The organism is Novosphingobium sp. (assembly GCF_036820275.1).
Taxonomy (GTDB): domain Bacteria; phylum Pseudomonadota; class Alphaproteobacteria; order Sphingomonadales; family Sphingomonadaceae; genus Novosphingobium.
In genome coordinates this window covers 1-15,857 of sequence record NZ_DAISLT010000036.1, presented here as the reverse complement: position 1 = coordinate 15,857, position 15,857 = coordinate 1, and the positions used below count along the sequence as shown (strand labels likewise).

At 63.6% G+C, this 15,857-nt stretch carries 15 protein-coding genes; 6 read left to right on the top strand and 9 right to left on the bottom strand.

Features of this window, described 5'->3' with window-relative positions; translation table 11 throughout:
* Positions 1-182: 182 nt before the first annotated feature.
* From prfH to V7066_RS21985, 3 genes are read right to left on the bottom strand one after another with little or no spacing between them, the layout of a single operon-like run.
* Entirely contained in the window at positions 183-803 is a 621-nt protein-coding gene (gene prfH / locus V7066_RS21995; RefSeq protein ID WP_334185128.1) for a peptide chain release factor H, read from the bottom strand.
* Complete coding sequence (locus V7066_RS21990; protein WP_334185127.1) at positions 800-1,900, bottom strand: RNA ligase RtcB family protein; 1,101 nt, start codon at positions 1,898-1,900, stop codon at positions 800-802. The genes prfH and V7066_RS21990 overlap by 4 nt, the downstream gene beginning before the upstream one ends.
* The gene (locus tag V7066_RS21985; protein WP_334185126.1) at positions 1,897-2,385 is read right to left on the bottom strand and encodes a hypothetical protein; all 489 of its coding nucleotides are present in this window, start codon (positions 2,383-2,385) and stop codon (positions 1,897-1,899) included. Before V7066_RS21985 ends, V7066_RS21990 begins: the two co-directional genes overlap by 4 nt.
* A 297-nt stretch (positions 2,386-2,682) precedes the next feature.
* Here V7066_RS21985 and V7066_RS21980 point away from each other — a divergent pair, with 297 nt between their 5' ends.
* Both V7066_RS21980 and V7066_RS21975 read left to right on the top strand, forming a co-directional pair.
* Complete coding sequence (locus V7066_RS21980; protein WP_334185125.1) at positions 2,683-3,012, top strand: low molecular weight protein tyrosine phosphatase family protein; 330 nt, start codon at positions 2,683-2,685, stop codon at positions 3,010-3,012.
* Positions 3,013-3,331: 319 nt separating this feature from the next.
* Complete coding sequence (locus tag V7066_RS21975) at positions 3,332-3,616, top strand: hypothetical protein (RefSeq protein WP_334185124.1); 285 nt, start codon at positions 3,332-3,334, stop codon at positions 3,614-3,616.
* A gap of 437 nt (positions 3,617-4,053) precedes the next feature.
* Here V7066_RS21975 and V7066_RS21970 read toward each other — a convergent pair whose 3' ends face one another.
* The gene (locus tag V7066_RS21970; protein WP_334185123.1) at positions 4,054-4,755 is read right to left on the bottom strand and encodes a TetR/AcrR family transcriptional regulator; all 702 of its coding nucleotides are present in this window, start codon (positions 4,753-4,755) and stop codon (positions 4,054-4,056) included.
* A gap of 122 nt (positions 4,756-4,877) precedes the next feature.
* Between V7066_RS21970 and V7066_RS21965 the strand changes: the two genes are divergently transcribed.
* The 4 genes from V7066_RS21965 to V7066_RS21950 all read left to right on the top strand — a co-directional run bounded on the left by V7066_RS21965 (position 4,878) and on the right by V7066_RS21950 (position 10,062).
* Complete coding sequence (locus V7066_RS21965; protein ID WP_334185122.1) at positions 4,878-5,876, top strand: MBL fold metallo-hydrolase; 999 nt, start codon at positions 4,878-4,880, stop codon at positions 5,874-5,876.
* A gap of 17 nt (positions 5,877-5,893) precedes the next feature.
* Entirely contained in the window at positions 5,894-7,426 is a 1,533-nt protein-coding gene (locus V7066_RS21960) for an alginate export family protein (protein WP_334185121.1), read from the top strand.
* A gap of 90 nt (positions 7,427-7,516) precedes the next feature.
* Entirely contained in the window at positions 7,517-8,755 is a 1,239-nt protein-coding gene (locus V7066_RS21955; RefSeq protein ID WP_334185120.1) for an MFS transporter, read from the top strand.
* Positions 8,752-10,062 carry an MFS transporter gene (locus V7066_RS21950; RefSeq protein ID WP_334185119.1) on the top strand — a complete coding sequence of 437 codons (1,311 nt, stop codon included), beginning with the start codon at positions 8,752-8,754 and terminating at the stop codon, positions 10,060-10,062. Before V7066_RS21955 ends, V7066_RS21950 begins: the two co-directional genes overlap by 4 nt.
* A 286-nt stretch (positions 10,063-10,348) precedes the next feature.
* On the opposite strand, the gene V7066_RS21945 is transcribed toward V7066_RS21950, so the two are convergent.
* The 5 genes from V7066_RS21945 to V7066_RS21925 all read right to left on the bottom strand — a co-directional run bounded on the left by V7066_RS21945 (position 10,349) and on the right by V7066_RS21925 (position 15,667).
* Positions 10,349-10,750, bottom strand: coding sequence for a hypothetical protein (locus V7066_RS21945; protein ID WP_334185118.1), 402 nt, complete (start codon positions 10,748-10,750; stop codon positions 10,349-10,351).
* 39 nt (positions 10,751-10,789) lie between these two features.
* Complete coding sequence (locus V7066_RS21940) at positions 10,790-12,064, bottom strand: epoxide hydrolase family protein (protein ID WP_334185117.1); 1,275 nt, start codon at positions 12,062-12,064, stop codon at positions 10,790-10,792.
* Positions 12,065-12,231: 167 nt separating this feature from the next.
* On the bottom strand, positions 12,232-13,410 hold the full coding sequence (locus V7066_RS21935; RefSeq protein WP_334185116.1) for an MFS transporter: 1,179 nt from the start codon (positions 13,408-13,410) through the stop codon (positions 12,232-12,234).
* Between the two features lie 179 nt (positions 13,411-13,589).
* Positions 13,590-14,681, bottom strand: coding sequence for a YeiH family protein (locus tag V7066_RS21930; protein ID WP_334185115.1), 1,092 nt, complete (start codon positions 14,679-14,681; stop codon positions 13,590-13,592).
* Positions 14,682-14,776: 95 nt separating this feature from the next.
* A complete protein-coding gene (locus tag V7066_RS21925) occupies positions 14,777-15,667 on the bottom strand; it encodes a LysR substrate-binding domain-containing protein (protein ID WP_334185114.1) in 891 nt (296 codons plus the stop codon).
* Positions 15,668-15,857: the final 190 nt, after the last annotated feature.

The following is a 15,857-nucleotide window of genomic DNA, read 5'->3' as shown; positions in this document are numbered from 1 at the left end:
TGACGCTTCCCAATCCCGAGGTGCGGACGTTCCACTATTCCGACAGCCTGAGCCTAATAGCGGTCCTCCATCCTGAACACTCCGTTTGCTAGAGAGACAAGTTTCAGACAGCGCTTGGCGCGCGCCCGAGGTCAGACAAATCGCTGGGGGTGGACGGAAAGGCCGTCCGCCCCCAGTGGTTCTCATTCTTTCAACACAAATCGATCGCCAAAATAGACCCTGACCGCGTTGCCGCGTTCGAGATCCTGATGGGCCTGCCATTGCGACCTTTTGGCGCCGTCATTGGCTTGCCCGCGCCGTTCTTCCAGCATGATCCCCAACTTCATCCGCGCCAGCCTTCGGTTGGCGTGTTGGGATCGTTGCTCCTGAGCCGTGGCTACCAAGCCGGTCGGCCGGTGCGTGGCCCGGACCGCACTGTCCGTCTTGTTGACATGCTGGCCGCCTGGTCCGCTGGCGCGCATCGCCTGATAATCGATGTCCTCATCCTTCAGGTCGATGATCGCGTCAGGCTCGGGCGCAAGCGTTACGCCAACAAACCAGTTCCGCCGCTTGTGGCGGGGGCGGAAGGGACTGGTCCCGATCCACTGGTTGGAACCTATGCGCTTAGCAGCAAAGGCAGATGCTGTCTCGCCCCGGACGCGAAGGAGGATCGAGGACGGCAAATCCTCCAAACCATCGAGCACTTCGCATTCAAGGCCCACTCCCTTGGCCTCCTGTGCGAAAGCGCGCGCCAGTTGTGCCACTACCCATTGGCATTCCCTCGGGCCTTTGCCCGCCGTGATGTGCAGGATCACTTCGCTCATGCCGCCCTCGTCTTGTAACTGAGAAGGGGGCGAAGCTTGGCGATGACGCGGATCAGGCCGGCTCCCTCCAGATCGGCGATGACCATGCCGATGTCCTTGTAGGCATCGGGAGCCTCTTCGAAGATCAACCTGCGATCCTCGCAGATCACATGACTGCCAAGGGCTGTGCGTTGCATGTCCGCAACGTTGAAGCGGCGCGAAAGGCGGGCATGGGCATCCTTGCGGCTCCACTTGCGGCCCGCGCCATGGGCCAGCGAATGGAGGGCTTTGTCGGCGTCGTCCACTATGGGTTCCACCAGGTAGCTGAAATCCCCTCGCGAGCCGGGGATGGTGACCAGACCCCGATCGGCAGGCGCAGCCCCCTTGCGGTGCAGCCACCCGCCTTGATGCGGCGTCACGCTGTTATGGCAAATGTCCAGCACCGGACGGCCGTCGATGCCAAGACTTTCGCAAAAGCGTCGGGCAATGATCTGACGGTTCACAATCGCCCAGCCCAGCGCGACATCATGTTCGGCAAGATAGGCCACGGCTTCCGGACTGTTTGCAGGTATTCCATGGCTGATTTCCGGCTGTCGATGGGCTTGCAGGACGGCTTGCCCAAGGCCTCGCGAACCGCTGTGCACCATCATCCAGACCCTGTCGTGCCGAAGGCCAAGAGCCGCGAAACGCGTCTCGTCTTCAACCGCCTCGATCCGCTGGAATTCGACGAAATGGTTGCCTCCGCCAATGGTGCCCAGCGTGGGGCTGGTCAATTCGGGTGGCAATCCAGCCTCTTTCAGAGCGGCTTCGCCATCGCCCGACCAAGGCGCGTCCAGCCCTTGCAGTTTGCGCTCCGCGCTGCCGAGCCGGAACTTGCGCAATGGCGAAGTGGTCTCCCACAAGGCCATGCCGCAGCCGATGTCGCTACCCACCAGATGGGGCCAGATGCGATTCCGTGACCAGAAGGCCGCCCCTACGGCAATACCGTTGCCGGCGTGGAGATCGGGTAGGCCGACAACGCGGGCCATGCCTTCGTACTCTGCCGTTGCCTGGAGTTGGTCGAGTGACAGGGGATCGAACCGCGATGGATCGTTAGCGATAAAGGAGATCGGAGTCATTGTGTGCCTCCCTGATCATTGATCATTCCTGAGGCCAGCATCGCTTCAAGCCCGGCCATGTCCTTGAGAACCCCGTCACGCGGATCGACGAACAGCTCACGACGTCGGAACCACTGGCCCCGACGCCCGAGAACCTGGCCTTCGAACATCCATTCGCCATAACGCCCGATCGAAATGCGGGTCAGCACGAAATCCTCGATATGTTCGCGCACGTGCATCTTGACCGTGCTGCCCGTGTCAAGCTTGGCGCAGATCTCACTAAAGACGTCGTCCCACCGGCGTCCGCGCTGGCACCGCAGGTAGCGAACCAAGGGGGCAAGGTTCTCGTTCAATGACTTGGTGTAGGGCGCACCGATGCGGGCATGGCGCTTGAGCCCGATATGGCGTGCGTCGGCGTTAGGCATCCTTTTCAATTTGGGAGAAGCGGCGTGGCTCGCGCCCCAGCGGGGGCGTTCGACGATTACCTTGAACATGTCATCACGCATGACAAGCCTCCCCGAAGAGAGGGGCGAAAACGGCGGAAACTCTGGAAAAATCAGCGGTGCGAAAGCCGCGAAAAGCAATCAGGCGAGAAGTGTCGCCCTTGTGGCAATTGCCCATGCAATCTGTTCCTGAACACAGGGAAATGAGAAGTTGTTTTCGTCGCGGTCAAATGCTGCGCGCATGGTCTTCTCCTTTCCTCGTTCAAAAACAGGCCGATATTGGCTCTTGCCCCTTTAGTGCGGATTGACGATGGGCGCAAGACCAACCTAGTTTCGCAGCATCTTCCCACGGGGCCAGGCTTGAAAAACATTCTTTTCGTTTGCAGTCAGAACCGGCTTCGCAGCCCGACGGCGGAGCACATCTTTGCCGACTATCCGGGGCTTGAGGTCTCCTCGGCCGGGACTAATCACCATGCCGAAAACCCACTTACAGCCGAACTGGTGTCATGGGCAGATATTATAGTCGTTATGGAAAAACGGCATCGTTCCAAGCTGCAACAGCGCTTTCGTGCCGCCCTGCGTGGTCAGCGAGTGATCTGCCTAGATATCCCAGACGACTATTCCTTCATGGACCCAGATCTCGTCGAACTGCTCAAGATCCGCATGGGGCGGTATCTGCCACAGGTTTGACAGGTTTAGGCGTGCGGGCGATTGCCGACCAACTTACGCCGTTCCCCTCAGGCTGCCGGAACGGCAGATCACGACAAAAACAAAAACCAGACACATGGCGCATTTTCACGATTCCCCCCGGAACCGGCCTTTCTGGAGCCGCCCCCAGTCATAGGCTGGCGCAGCCGCGCTCCCGAAACTGGAATGGCAGGATTGCACGATTTTAATCAGAAGGGGCCGTTCCGGACACGCCGACATTGCGGACATCGGAAATTGGTGAGATCAGAACCCGATGAAGGGTTCGCAAACAAGTTGGCGGAGATGGGCGCCAAAGCTCTGGTTGACGGCGATGTTCTTTGCGATTGCTGGGTTTTCGATCCGCTCTGTGATTGCCGGAATAATTTTAGTCGTTTCTACCGCGATGTTCTGGCTGATCGAAACACGGTTGCAGCGACCACGCCGTTCCTTTTATCGACTGGCTCTTGGATCGGCTCTGCTGCTAATCTTCTTTTTGTACGTGTCATGGCACGGCGAACGTCTGCTCGCTGGCGTGACTTGGCTCGGCGTGACGGCGATCGCTTTGTTCATGACCGTTCATTATGAGCGGTCGGAAGGGCTGAACTGATCCCTCCTTTATGTCCGCTTCCCCCCCTCTGGGCCGTTCATGAGGCCGAGTGCTGCGCTCGGTAGCGGCCTGGCCGGTAATCGCCGCTCGGGAAGAAAAGCTACCTGACCATCGCCGCGCTTTTCCCGTCCGTTTCTGAAGCCTGCGTCAGAGATCGAGTAGCGCAGGCAAGCGATGAGGAGATCGCCGGCGGGAAGTCTGCACATCCTGGAAGATCGGCGGCACTAGCGGCAAATGCATTTGGCGGGCATCGAGCGTCCTCGGTTCTTCCCGGCCGACGGACATAAGAGGAGGCCAGCCCGCTCAATGCGTGGAGTTCGTCGTGAAGGCCGGGCTGGGCTACGGCGCCGTCGCGATGACGGGCAGCTTGCTCGCCACGGCGAGACGCCTGCTAGTGTTCCTGGCTCGGGCTTCCTGCGCCGACACAGGCCTGATTTTCAGGTAATATCGCGAGGGGGCGGCAGGTCCATGGTGGCCATCATCGCCTCCTCCAGCAGCGCGGGGAATTCGTCGCTCTCCAGGACGAAGGGGCCCGGACGGTTGCTCAGCGTATTGTTGAGCACACCGTACATGACCTGAAAGGCGAAGCGGATTCGGTCGATCCGCACCTCGTTCGGATCGACACCCGGCACTGCCAGGACGCGTTCGATATAGACGCCGGCAAGGTTATGGGCATTGCGCCGGAACGGCTCCCAGGCCTGTTCGGAATCGAGGCTGACCTTGAAGGCGGAACGGAAGAACATGGCGTGGCGCAAATATCGCTCCACTTGCGCCGCGACGAGCCTGGGCACGATTTCTCCGAACGGCGCCTCGCGGACGATGCTTTCCAGCAATGGGCCGGATTCGGCGGCCGCGAAGACCATCACCGCCTTGAACAGCGTGATCTTGTCGGGAAACCGGGAATAGAAAGCGCCGGTGGAACAGCCCGCTGCCGCGCAGATGTCGATGATGCTGACATCGTCGAACGGCTGCTTGCGGGCAATGGCCAATGCTTCGCGGATCAGCCGGTCGCGCAAGGTGCGGCTGCGGGACTGGAGGGCGGGAGTCACCCCCACTCTGGCCAGATCATCCTCGATGTCGATGGGAAGTGCCGCGTCGGTCATCGCAGCGGCATCGCCGATCGCAAACGGCTTGTCCATGACGCAAATTCATCATGAAAACAGAATGCGACTCTTATTCGTATTGACCAACCTTTGCAGCCGATGATAGGCGATGGCCAACAAGCCCGTTCAGGGCTGACTATTCGAAGGTGGAGAGGTTGATGTTTTCCGGGTCGCATATCGCCAAGTTCAATCGCCGGGGCCTGTTGCAGACGGCAATGGTCGCCGCCGCCGGCTCCCTTCTGGCCGGATCGGCATCGTCGCTGCTGGCGCAGGCGCCGGGCGCGAAGACCGCGCCTGCCAAGGGCGCCAGGCTGGTGCTGCTCGGCACCAAAGGTGGCCCGCGCGTGGGCGGAACCCGTTCGAACCCCGCCAATGCGCTGGTGGTGGACGGCAAAGTCTATGTCATCGACACCGGCATGGGCGTGACGGCGCAGATCGTGAAAGCCGGGCTGAATCTGGCGGATATCCGCGCGATCTTCATTTCGCACATGCATTCGGACCATCAGCTGGAGTTCGGCAACCTCGTCTACAACATGTGGGCGGCGGGCGCGCTGAGGAAGCCAGTCGATGCCTATGGCCCCGTCGGGATCGAGGCCATGGCCTCCGACTACTGGCGGCTCAACCGGATGGACATCGCCACACGCATGGCCGACGAAGGCCGCGTCGATCCCGCCACGCTCCTTCGCGCGCACGATTTCGCGCCCAAGCAGGGACCGGTCATGGCGGAAGGGAACGTCAGGGTCTCGGCCTTCACCACCCCGCACCCGCCGCTCGACAATCTCGCCTACCGTTTCGAGACGCCTTACGGCAGCGTCGTCTACTCGGGCGATACCGCCTACAATCCCGCCCTTGCCGATTTCGCGCGCGGTGCCGACGTTCTGGTTCACGAAGTTCTCTACGTGCCGGGCGTCGATGAACTGGTGAAGCGCGCGAACGGCACGCCCACTTTCCGCAACCACCTGATCGAAAGCCACACCACGGCCGAACAGGTCGGGCAGATCGCTGCGCGCGCAGGCGTGAAAAAACTGGTGCTCAGCCATTTCGTGCCCGGCGACATGGAATGGATCACCGACGCCATGTGGCGCGACGAAGTGGCCAAGCACTACAAGGGCGAGATCGTGGTCGGCCGCGATCTCATGGAAATCCCGCTAGGGTAAGTGGCGAGAGGACAACGATGCGCAACCGGATCTTTCCGCTGCGCGATCGGGGCCTTGCCGGATGCGTTACGATCGGACTGCTCATGCCGGGCTGCGCTTTCGCAGCCGCGGACAATGACGTGCAGCCGGATTCCGCGCAGACGGCCGCCCCGGCGCCGCAGCCCGCCCCCACCCTGAAATCCCCTTACCAGACCGAAGCGGACGGACAGGGGCCGCGCACCGGCCCCAATTACATGATGCTGCGCGGCGGCGAAGACTGGCGCTTCCTCGGCAATCCCAAGGTAAAGCGGGACTGGGCCTCGCCGCTCAAGTTCATGCCGCTGACGGAAGACGGCAATGTTTCGCTGACCCTCAACGGCGACCAGCGCAGCAGCGTCAGCCTTTCCACCCGGCCGCTGCTTTCCGACACGACCGACCGCATCGAAGTGCTTTCACGTACGACGATCGGCGCGGATCTGCGGGTCGGCCGCGCCTTTCGCGTCTACGGCGAACTCGCCTCCGGGCAGATCTTCGGCAAGAACGAAAACCGCCACATCCCGATCCAGAAGAACGACCTGATCGTCCAGCAGCTGTTCGCCGAGCTGCGGGCGCCGGTCGGCTCGGGCGTGGCCCGTGTGACCGTGGGACGACAGGAATTCTTCGACGGCCCGCGCTTCATCGTCAGCCCGCGAGAGAACCCCAATATCCGCGTCTCGATGAACGGCGCGCGGCTGTCGATGGACTGGCGGCGCTTCCGCTTCACCGCTTTCCATTTCGAACCCACCGAGCAAGGTACCGGCCTGCTGGACGACGGGATCGGCAATGGCGAAACCCTGAGCGGCGTCTACTCCAGCTTTCTCGTTGCGGGCGGCAGTCCCCGGAGCAAGTCCGCAGTATACGTCGACCCGTTCTACTACCACTTCGAGGATGACGACCGCGCGCTGGGCCGCCTTTCCGGCAAGGATCGTCGCGAGACTTACGGCGCGCGGGTCTGGGGGCACCTGGGGCCGGTGGCTTTCGACTGGACAGCGCTGAAGCAGGACGGTCGCTTCGGCGTCCGCCCCGTCGATGCCTGGGGCGTCAGCACCAACCAGTCGATCGCGCTGGGCAAGGGGGCAACCGCGCCAAGGCTGGGTTTACATGCCGACTATGCCTCGGGCGGCGGCACGTTCGACACCGCTGGAAAGGTCGGTGCGTTCGACTTCCTCTACAACGCCACGATCATCTACAGCGACGACAATTACCTTGGCGCGATAAACATGCTGGGCATCGCACCGACACTGCACGTGCCGGTGACGAAAAAGCTCCAGCTCATCGGGGAGGCCGGGTTCTACTGGCGGCCCGACCAGAGCGACGCCGTCTATCGCGGCAATTCGCAGGCCTATGCCGGAACCCAGAACGTGGCGGGGAGGCATGTCGCCAACATAGCCCGTCTCCGCGCGAACTGGACGCTGAACCCGCACGTCAGCCTTTCCGGCATCGCGAACTACGTGGATGCCGGAAAGGTCTTAACCCGCGCGGGTTATGGCGATAACCTGTTCGTTCAGACAATGATGACCCTGCGGTTCTGACCCGTGGACGGCTCCCCCTTCCTGATTGCCGGTTCGCCCGGAACCTGGAGGGGAACCCCCGCGTCGGGCAGGCGGGGCGCGGGAGAACCTGTGCGGGAGGTCGGGAGCAGGCAGCGCGAAGTCCAGGTGATCCTGTGCTGCGCCATGACGCTGTTCGTCAGCGGCTATGCCTTTCAGTCGCTGAGTTTTTCGATGCCCGGACTGGTGCGGGACTGGAAGCTCGCGGAGGGCATGATCGGCCCGCTGCTCTCTTCGGCGATCTTCGGACTGCTGCTGGGATATCTCGTCGTCGCGCCTATTGCCGACCGATTGGGCGAGCGGCCGGTACTGCGCGGCGCCATGCTGGGCCTGGCGCTGTCGACGCTACTCTGCATGGTTTCGCCGGGGATCGAAATACTGGCGCTCGGCCGGGTGCTGACCGGGATCGCCATCGGCGCGGCATTGCCGAGCGCCGTCTCGATCGCCAGTCGGCAGGGCCAGGTGCGCTGGCGCGGGGCGCAAGTGGTGGGAATCTATGTCGCCTTCTCGCTGGGATTTTTGGCGGCCGGCCTGACGAGCGGCTGGCTTGTGCCCCTGGCAGGCTGGCGCGCGCCATGGGCCGCTGCCGTTCCGCTCGCCCTGCTGACGGTGGTGCTGCTCGGCGCGGTCCTGCCGGGCAACAGACAGCCGCGCGAGAAAGAACAGGCCGAGCGCCCGCTCGCCGCGCTTTTCGCCCCTCGTCTGAGGACCGGCACGCTTCTGTTCTGGATCATGTTCTCGATCGGGCTGGGGTTGTTCTACGCGCTGCAATCCTGGCTCCCGCTGCTCACCGCGCGCGAAGGCCTGCCCTTCTCCACCGCCGTCACGGCGACAAGCCTGTTCACGCTGGGAACCGCTCTGGGCGCCTTGCCGATGATCTGGCTGGCCGACCGCATGGGGCCGTTTCGCGCGCTTGTGGCCATGAGCGGGATCGGATTGACCGGGATCGTCCTGCTCGGCACCTTTGCCGCACGGGGCGGCCTGCCGCTCCACGGCGCCGCGATGCTGGCCGGGATCGGCATCGGCGGCGGACAGAAGGGCATGATCGCCGCCGCATCGCTGTTCTATCCGCCCGCCGTGCAAACGACCGGACTGGGCTGGGCACTGGGACTGGGCCGCCTGGGCGCTGCCTGCGGCCCGCTGCTGATCGGCTACCTGACGATGCGCGACATCGAAAGCGGCACTGCGCTGCTCTGCCTGGCCCTGCCCGTACCGGTCGTAATGGCGGCCGCGAGCCTTCTCGAAAGAACTTACGGCCGGATCGACCGCGCCGTCCACCATCCACCGTCGCAAGGCCGGGAAGCACGATGACCAGAGACCCCCAATCCATCCTTTCTCAGAGCGCGATGCGCCCCTTGCAGATCGCCGCGGTCACGCTCTGCGTTCTGCTCAATGCCCTCGACGGGTTCGACGTGCTGGCCATAAGCTTCGCCTCTCCGGGCATTGCCGAGGAATGGGGGATCGACCGCGCCGCGCTGGGGCTGGTGCTTTCGATGGAACTGATCGGAATGGCGCTCGGCTCGGTCGTGCTGGGGGGCCTGGCCGACCGGATCGGACGACGCCCCACGGTCCTGGCCTGCCTCGTCATCATGGCAGGCGGCATGGCACTGGCAACCACGGCCGGTTCGGTCGTCAATCTTTCGATCATCAGGCTGGTGACCGGCCTCGGCATCGGCGGCATGCTCGCCTGCACCAATGCGCTGGTGGCGGAATATTCCAACGACCGGCACCGCAATTTGGCGGTGGCGATCATGGCGGCGGGCTACCCGATGGGCGCTATCGTCGGCGGTTCGATTGCGACGGGGCTGCTAGCCAGCGGCCACTGGCGCGACGTCTTCACTTTCGGCGCTGCGGCAACCGCGCTGTTCCTGCCGATAGCTTGGTTTCTCCTGCCGGAATCGATCGGCTTCCTCGTTCAGAAGCGCGGTCCCGGCGCCATGGAGAAGATCAACGCCACCCTGCGCCGACTTGGCCATGAAACCGTTTCCGCACTTCCGCCTGCACCGCAGCGCGCCGCGAAGCCGTCCATCGGCGATCTTTTCGCGCCTGGCCTTGCCCGCAGCACGGTGCTGCTGACGCTGGCCTACTTCTGCCACATCATGACCTTCTATTTCATCTTGAAATGGATCCCTAAGATCGTCGTCGACATGGGCCATGCCGCCTCGAAAGCGGGCGACGTGCTGGTCTGGGCCAATGTCGGTGGCCTGGCGGGCGCTACCTTCCTCAGCCTGCTGACCTACCGGGTTGCGGTACGCAAGCTGGTGATCGTGGCCATGGCAGCCTCTACCGTTCTGGTTGCCCTGTTCGGGCAGGGACAGGAGACGCTGGGCGGCCTTACGCTGATCGCCGGCGCCGCCGGGTTCTGCACCAATGCGGGGGTGGTCGGGCTCTATGCGCTGTTCGCCAAGGTCTTCCCGACTTCCGTGCGTGCAGGCGGGACAGGCTTCGTGATCGGCATCGGTCGCGGCGGCGCCGCCCTGGGCCCGATCGTCGCGGGCTTCCTGTTCACCGCCGGGTTCGATCTTTCCTTCGTTGCGGTGCTGATGGGATCGGGATCCCTGATCGCTGCCGGAGCGCTGCTGCTTCTTCGCGAGCGCCGTGCCGCCCCGGCGGGTTGAGCTCGATATCCGCCAGCGAGGGTTCCGCCATCATCAGAGCGCCCACTTGCGCCCCCGCGCCGCCAAGTCAAGCGCGGGTGCGCCGCGATACCAACCCGACGTACGCAGGCGCCGCCGCCGCGCGGCACCGGCAAGGAGCTGGGCGGTCGCCTGCAACTGGGCCAGTTTTCACTGACCGGCACGTACTTGGTGGCTCGATGTTGGCAGCGAACTGCGCTTCGTGGGCTATTCCAACGCCGTCGAGCCAAGCGGTGCCAGCAAGCGGCACGGCTATGAGGTGGTCGCCTCAGCCGCGTAGTGGAGCCGCGCACGGTGAAGATCGGAGCGCGCTACACCTTCTGATCTGACGAGCACCCGACACAGTCTGTCGGGTGCTCGATTTCAGTCGATTGGTTGAGGTGCCGCGGGGCTGTAACTCCGGCTTGTGTTCTGGTGTGAAGCTGAGCGTCGCGGTGTGCTCCACGTTGCGGTACCTGGCTGGATTGTCGCTCGGTCCGTCGTAGACGGCGTGGATGACATTGAGACCCTGATTGCGCACGAGCATCGTGACGGTTCCGTCGGCACCCGTCACTGTTTCCTTTGCGTCCGGGGCAGCGCCTTCGGCCGCGAAGACCGTTGCCGAGGCAAGGCCGATTCCGCTGGTGGCTCCGGTGATGAGGGCGATTTTGTCGCCAAGACGTTGGGACATGGTCAGGTGTCCTGTCTATTGATGGGGAGTGTTAAAGCGTCAGGCCTGGCGCATCGTGCGGAAGGCGCGGCGCATCTCTTCGGAGAAAAGCTGGGGCTGTTCGAAGGCGGCAAAGTGTCCGCCGCGATCGACCTCGTTCCAATAAAACATGTTCGGCCAGCGGGCCTCGGCCCAGGCCTTGGGCGCGCGGTAGATCTCCCGCGGGAAGATCGTCGCGGCCATCGGCAGTTCGATCGTGCCGGCATCGAAGCCGCCGCCGTTCCTCGTGTTCTCCCAGTAGATCCGGGCCGAGGACGCGGCGCTGTTCGTGAACCAGTAGAGCGATATGTCGTCGAGCATCTGGTCGAGGCTCAGGGCATCTTCGGGGTTGCCGCGATTGTCCGTCCAGGCCTGGAACTTCTCGTAGATCCAGCTGGCCTGGCCGATGGGCGAGTCCGCGAGCGCATAGCCGACGGTCTGGGGCCGCGTGCCCTGTTCCTTGAAGTAGCCGAATTGATCGTTCAGGAACGCGGCGATGGCCGCCATGCAAGCCTGTTCGTCGGGCGTGAGCGGGGCCGGAGGCTGGGCCGGGATGACCAGCGGCCAGTTCACATGTGCAGCGATCAGACCGGCAGGCCGGACATGGCCGAGCGCGTGGGTAACGCCTGCGCCCCAATCCCCGCCCTGTGCGACCCAGCGATCGTAGCCGAGCCTTTGCATCAGCGTGCCCCAGGCCTTGGCCGTGCGGACGACGTCCCAACCCGTCGTCGAAGGCTTGTCCGAGAACCCGAAACCGGGCTGCGAGGGGATCACTACGTCGAAGGCATCCTCCGCCTTGCCACCATGCGCGGTGGGATCGGTGAGCGGGCCGATGACGTCGAGGAATTCCACGACGGAACCGGGCCAGCCATGCGTGAGGATGATCGGCAAGGCGCCGGGATGGCGAGAGCGGACGTGGATGAAATGGATGCCCAGTCCGTCGATCTCGGTACGGAATTGCGGGTAGGAATTGATCCTGCGTTCGAACCGGCGCCAGTCGTAATGGTCACGCCAGTAGGCGGCCAGCGCCTGGGCCCTGGCAAGCGGTACGCCCTGCGACCAGGCGCCGACAGTCTCGCGTTCGGGCAGGCGGGTCAGGCGCAGGCGCAGCTTGAGGTCGTCGATCGCCACTTGCGGCACGTCTACGCGGAAGGGCGTGATCTCGGGTGAGGCCGGAGCGAGATGCAGTCCTTGCGCTTCGGCAATGGCCGGGGCTGTCGTCGCCGCGACGGCAGCGAGCGCTGCACCTTTGCCGAGTTCGGCAAAGGCCTGGCGGCGGGAATGACCGGATGTCATGCAGTTCGTCCTTTTCGGCGGAAGTGATCGTTCCTCCAGCTAGGATATCGGTATTACCGGGACGATCAGACGCGCAGGTCTGCCGATCGAACTCCAGGTGTCATGCACTCATACGCAGGTATGATCGGGGCGCTTGCGGGCATGATTGGGACTGTTGAAGCGGTTACCTAGTTGGGATCGCTGGCCGGTTTGCGTGATGCAACAAGGGCGCCTGTGAGGGCGAGTGCACTGCCGATCATCCACGCTTTCCCGACGCCGCCGTGATCGACGATCAACCCTCCGACAAGAGCGCCGATTGCCACGGAAGACTGGAAAACCGTATTGGTCAGCGCGGAGCTTGCCTCGAAATTCCGCGGTGCAGCGCGAAGCGTCCAGACCTGCAGGCAGAGCGGCAGCGCGCCAAAGGCCGCTCCCCAGGCAAGAATGGTGGTAGCTGCCATGGCAGGTTGTGATCCGGTCAACAGAGTGGTGCCGATCGCCAGGCCGATGACCAGCATGGCGCCTGCAAGCGCCCGGCGGGGGCTAAGGCTGCTGGCCCATGTCCCCAGCCAGACGCCGATCAATCCGGCCAGCCCATAGCCTGCCAGTAACCACGCCATGACTGCGCCGGAGACCCCTCGTGCCGCCAGAAACGGTTCCAGATAGGCATAGGCACTGAAGTGCCCGGCAACGACGAGTGCCGTCGCGAGAAAGCCGATGCGGATAGCCGGGACGCGCAGCACCGCCGTCATGGCCTTCACATTCAGGCGCTCGCTGGCTTCGAGCGGCGGGATGATCATTGCCTGCAGCGCAAATGCGATCAGGGCGAGAAGGGCCACGCCGTCGAAAGCGGCACGCCAGCCCACGAGCCCGCCGGCCAGAGTGCCGAGCGGTACACCGAGCACCGTGCCGATGGATATGCCGCCCATGATGATGGCGGCGGCGCGGTTGCCATCGTCCTGCGACACCAGTCTGCGCCCGATTGCTGCGGCGAAAGTCCATACTCCGCCGAGCGCCAGACCCAGCAGCACGCGTCCGGCAAGGGCCATCCACAAGTGAACCGCATGGGCCACGACCAGATCCGAGAGCGCAATGCTGAGGGTCAGGCCTGACAGCACCATTCGCCTGTCGAGGCGACCCGCAAAGATGGCGAAGGCAGGCGCGCTGATTGCGGCTACGAGGCCGGGTACGGATAGCAGAAGCCCGGTCCGGCCTTCAGAAGCGCCAAGGTCTCGGGCGAGCGATCCGAGCAGGCCTACCGGCAGGAACTCGCTCGTCACCATGACGAAAGTGCCAAGGGCAATGGCGCAGACGGCGGTCCAGCGACGGGAGGAGGATTCGGCAGTCGGGGCAATGGAGTTGGACATGGCTTTTTCCGTTTCCCGAGGCCACGGCCCGCGTGGGATTTCGAGCGCGCCGGACGGTCAGCGCAGATGGAAACCTAAGAGCGAAAGCGCAGCGTCCTGTCGATCATGCCCGCGTATGATCGGCTGAACATGCGCGGCGTGAGGGAACAACCGGATCCCGTCACGCCCGAACGCCTGACTCAGGAGAGATGGAGAAAATGGATCAGCGCAAGGCTGATGCAGGTCAGCCCGGCGAGAGACAGGACAACCGCGCTGGTAACCCGGATACCGGCCCCGGCGACCGAGCGAATATCGACACCAAGGCCGAGCGCCGCCATGGAAACAACCGTCAGTGTGCTCGCAAGAGTTCCGGCCGGAACGACCAGTCCGTGGGGCACCAGGTCCAGCGAGCGCAATGTGATCAGCGCGAGGAAACCAAGAATGAACCACGGCACGAGGTGATGGACAGGCAGGTGGCCGAGAGCAGGGCGATCGCCGGTGGTGACACCCGGTTCGGCTTCGTCGGTTTCTTCTCGCAGGCGCGGTGCGAGCAGCGAAAGCAGCAGGCAGACCGGCCCCAGCATCAGCACGCGCACCAGCTTGACCAGCGTACCGAGCTGCACTGCGACATGTCCCATCGGCGCCGCGGCGGCCAGGACCTGCGGCACGGCGTAGACCGTCAACCCGGCAAGGGCACCCGACTGGAGCGGCGTGAGTTGGAGCACTGCGGCGAGCAGCGGCAGGCCGAGTACGACGGCAACGCCGAGCACGGCGGTAAATCCGATCGAGGCCGCTACATCGTCCCCATCTGCGCCGATCACGGGTGCTACGGCCGCGATTGCGGAATTGCCGCAAATGGAATTGCCGCAGGCGATGAGCAGCGCCATTCGCTGAGGGAGCCGTAGACTGCGACCGATGCCATAGCTGATCGCAATGGCCAGGATCACGATGCAGGCAATGCCGAGCAGCATCCACGGACCCGCCGCCAGAATAGTCGCTGCGCTGACCGAGGCGCCGAGCAATACGACGGCCACTTCAAGCAGGAATTTGGCACAGAAACCGATCCCCGGGTGCCAGTGGTGCGAAGGTGTCCAGACAGATCGTACCAGGGTCCCCGTCAGGATTGCCAGAACCAGCGCTTCAAGCCATGCGCGGCCGAAAAGATGCAATTCGACGGCCTGTAGCGCATAGGCAGCCCCGGTCACGGCGAGACACAGGCCGAGTCCTGGCGCTACGCGGGCCAACGCGGTCGAAACGGAAGGCTGAGGGCGGGGAAGTGTCAGGGGCAACATGGAGCGTCTCCTTTATGGAGAGGCAGATGAGCCCTTGGCGCATTGGGTTCTAACGGTGAATTCGTATGGTTCCAATCTCGGTAGGAGATTGATTTTCAGGCACCCGGTTCGGTCGCCGGCTTGATGGTTTCCAGAAACGCATCCGCGGCGCGGCTTTGGTAGCGTTCGATTTGCCGAATGGCGTAAAATGGGCGATCCGGTAGTGAAATCGGCAGAATTCGCACCATCCGGGCTGCCACTGCGGCCTCGACGACGCGCTGGGACAAGGCCGCACAGCCCACGCCTTCGCGGACTGCGGCCAGGACGGCTTCGTTGGAGGGCAAGGTGAGGGCGATGTCGAGCAGGTCCGGATCGATTTCCATTCCGCGCATCGCATGCTCGAATGTGGACCGCGTGCCCGAGCCTCTTTCGCGCATGATCCAGCGCGCTTCCCGCAGCGTTGCCAGCGTTACCGGAGGAGCTTCGCCATGCCGACTTACCAACACCATCGCGTCCGTTGCGACCTGCCAGTGCGCGAGTGCGGGATCATCCATTTCCCCCTCGATGAAGCCCAGTTCGGCCGCTCCTGAAAGAACGGTGTCGGCAGCGCTTTCGGTGTTGGCGAGCGCAACGGATACTTCAACTTTCGGGTATCTGGTGTGGAAGCGGGCCAGAGTGGGCGGGAGCCAATAGCTGGCAATCGTCTGGCTGGCGACGAGGCGCAGCGAACCGCGTTGGAGGCCGTGAAATTCCGCCAGGGTTCGTTCGGCATCGGCTGCCCGTGCCAATACGGCGCGCGCTTCCGTCAGGAACACGCGGCCGGCTTCGGTCAATTCGATCCGGCGCCCGACGCGGTTGAACAGCTTGATGTCGTGACGCGCCTCGATCATGGCGATAGCACCGCTGGCGGCCGATTGGGTGACGTGAAGAGCTTCCGCAGCCTTCGTCACGTGCTCACGTTCGGCGACGGCAACGAAAATGCGCAGATGTTCCAGCGTCGTCAGCATAGGCATCGTATCATTCATACCGGGACTGTAGCGGGCATCGGCATCGCCGACGAGAGTATCCCGGCATCGGTGGGTCCGACGTCAGACTGCCAAATGCAGCGCCGGGACATGCGGCCAGAGGCCCCGGCGCTCATTGCTCAACCCTGCACGAAGGCGAGCAGGTCGGGATTGATGGTATCGGCGTTGACGG

Excerpts from the sequence above, each read along its gene's own strand:
- prfH (WP_334185128.1), bottom strand. The coding sequence starts at position 803 with ATGAGCGAAGTGATCCTGCACATCACGGCGGGCAAAGGCCCGAGGGAA.
- V7066_RS21990 (WP_334185127.1), bottom strand. The coding sequence starts at position 1,900 with ATGACTCCGATCTCCTTTATCGCTAACGATCCATCGCGGTTCGATCCC.
- V7066_RS21985 (WP_334185126.1), bottom strand. The coding sequence starts at position 2,385 with ATGCGTGATGACATGTTCAAGGTAATCGTCGAACGCCCCCGCTGGGGC.
- V7066_RS21970 (WP_334185123.1), bottom strand. The coding sequence starts at position 4,755 with ATGGACAAGCCGTTTGCGATCGGCGATGCCGCTGCGATGACCGACGCG.
- V7066_RS21965 (WP_334185122.1), top strand. The coding sequence starts at position 4,878 with ATGTTTTCCGGGTCGCATATCGCCAAGTTCAATCGCCGGGGCCTGTTG.
- V7066_RS21960 (WP_334185121.1), top strand. The coding sequence starts at position 5,894 with ATGCGCAACCGGATCTTTCCGCTGCGCGATCGGGGCCTTGCCGGATGC.
- V7066_RS21950 (WP_334185119.1), top strand. The coding sequence starts at position 8,752 with ATGACCAGAGACCCCCAATCCATCCTTTCTCAGAGCGCGATGCGCCCC.
- V7066_RS21945 (WP_334185118.1), bottom strand. The coding sequence starts at position 10,750 with ATGTCCCAACGTCTTGGCGACAAAATCGCCCTCATCACCGGAGCCACC.
- V7066_RS21940 (WP_334185117.1), bottom strand. The coding sequence starts at position 12,064 with ATGACATCCGGTCATTCCCGCCGCCAGGCCTTTGCCGAACTCGGCAAA.
- V7066_RS21935 (WP_334185116.1), bottom strand. The coding sequence starts at position 13,410 with ATGTCCAACTCCATTGCCCCGACTGCCGAATCCTCCTCCCGTCGCTGG.
- V7066_RS21930 (WP_334185115.1), bottom strand. The coding sequence starts at position 14,681 with ATGTTGCCCCTGACACTTCCCCGCCCTCAGCCTTCCGTTTCGACCGCG.
- V7066_RS21925 (WP_334185114.1), bottom strand. The coding sequence starts at position 15,667 with ATGCTGACGACGCTGGAACATCTGCGCATTTTCGTTGCCGTCGCCGAA.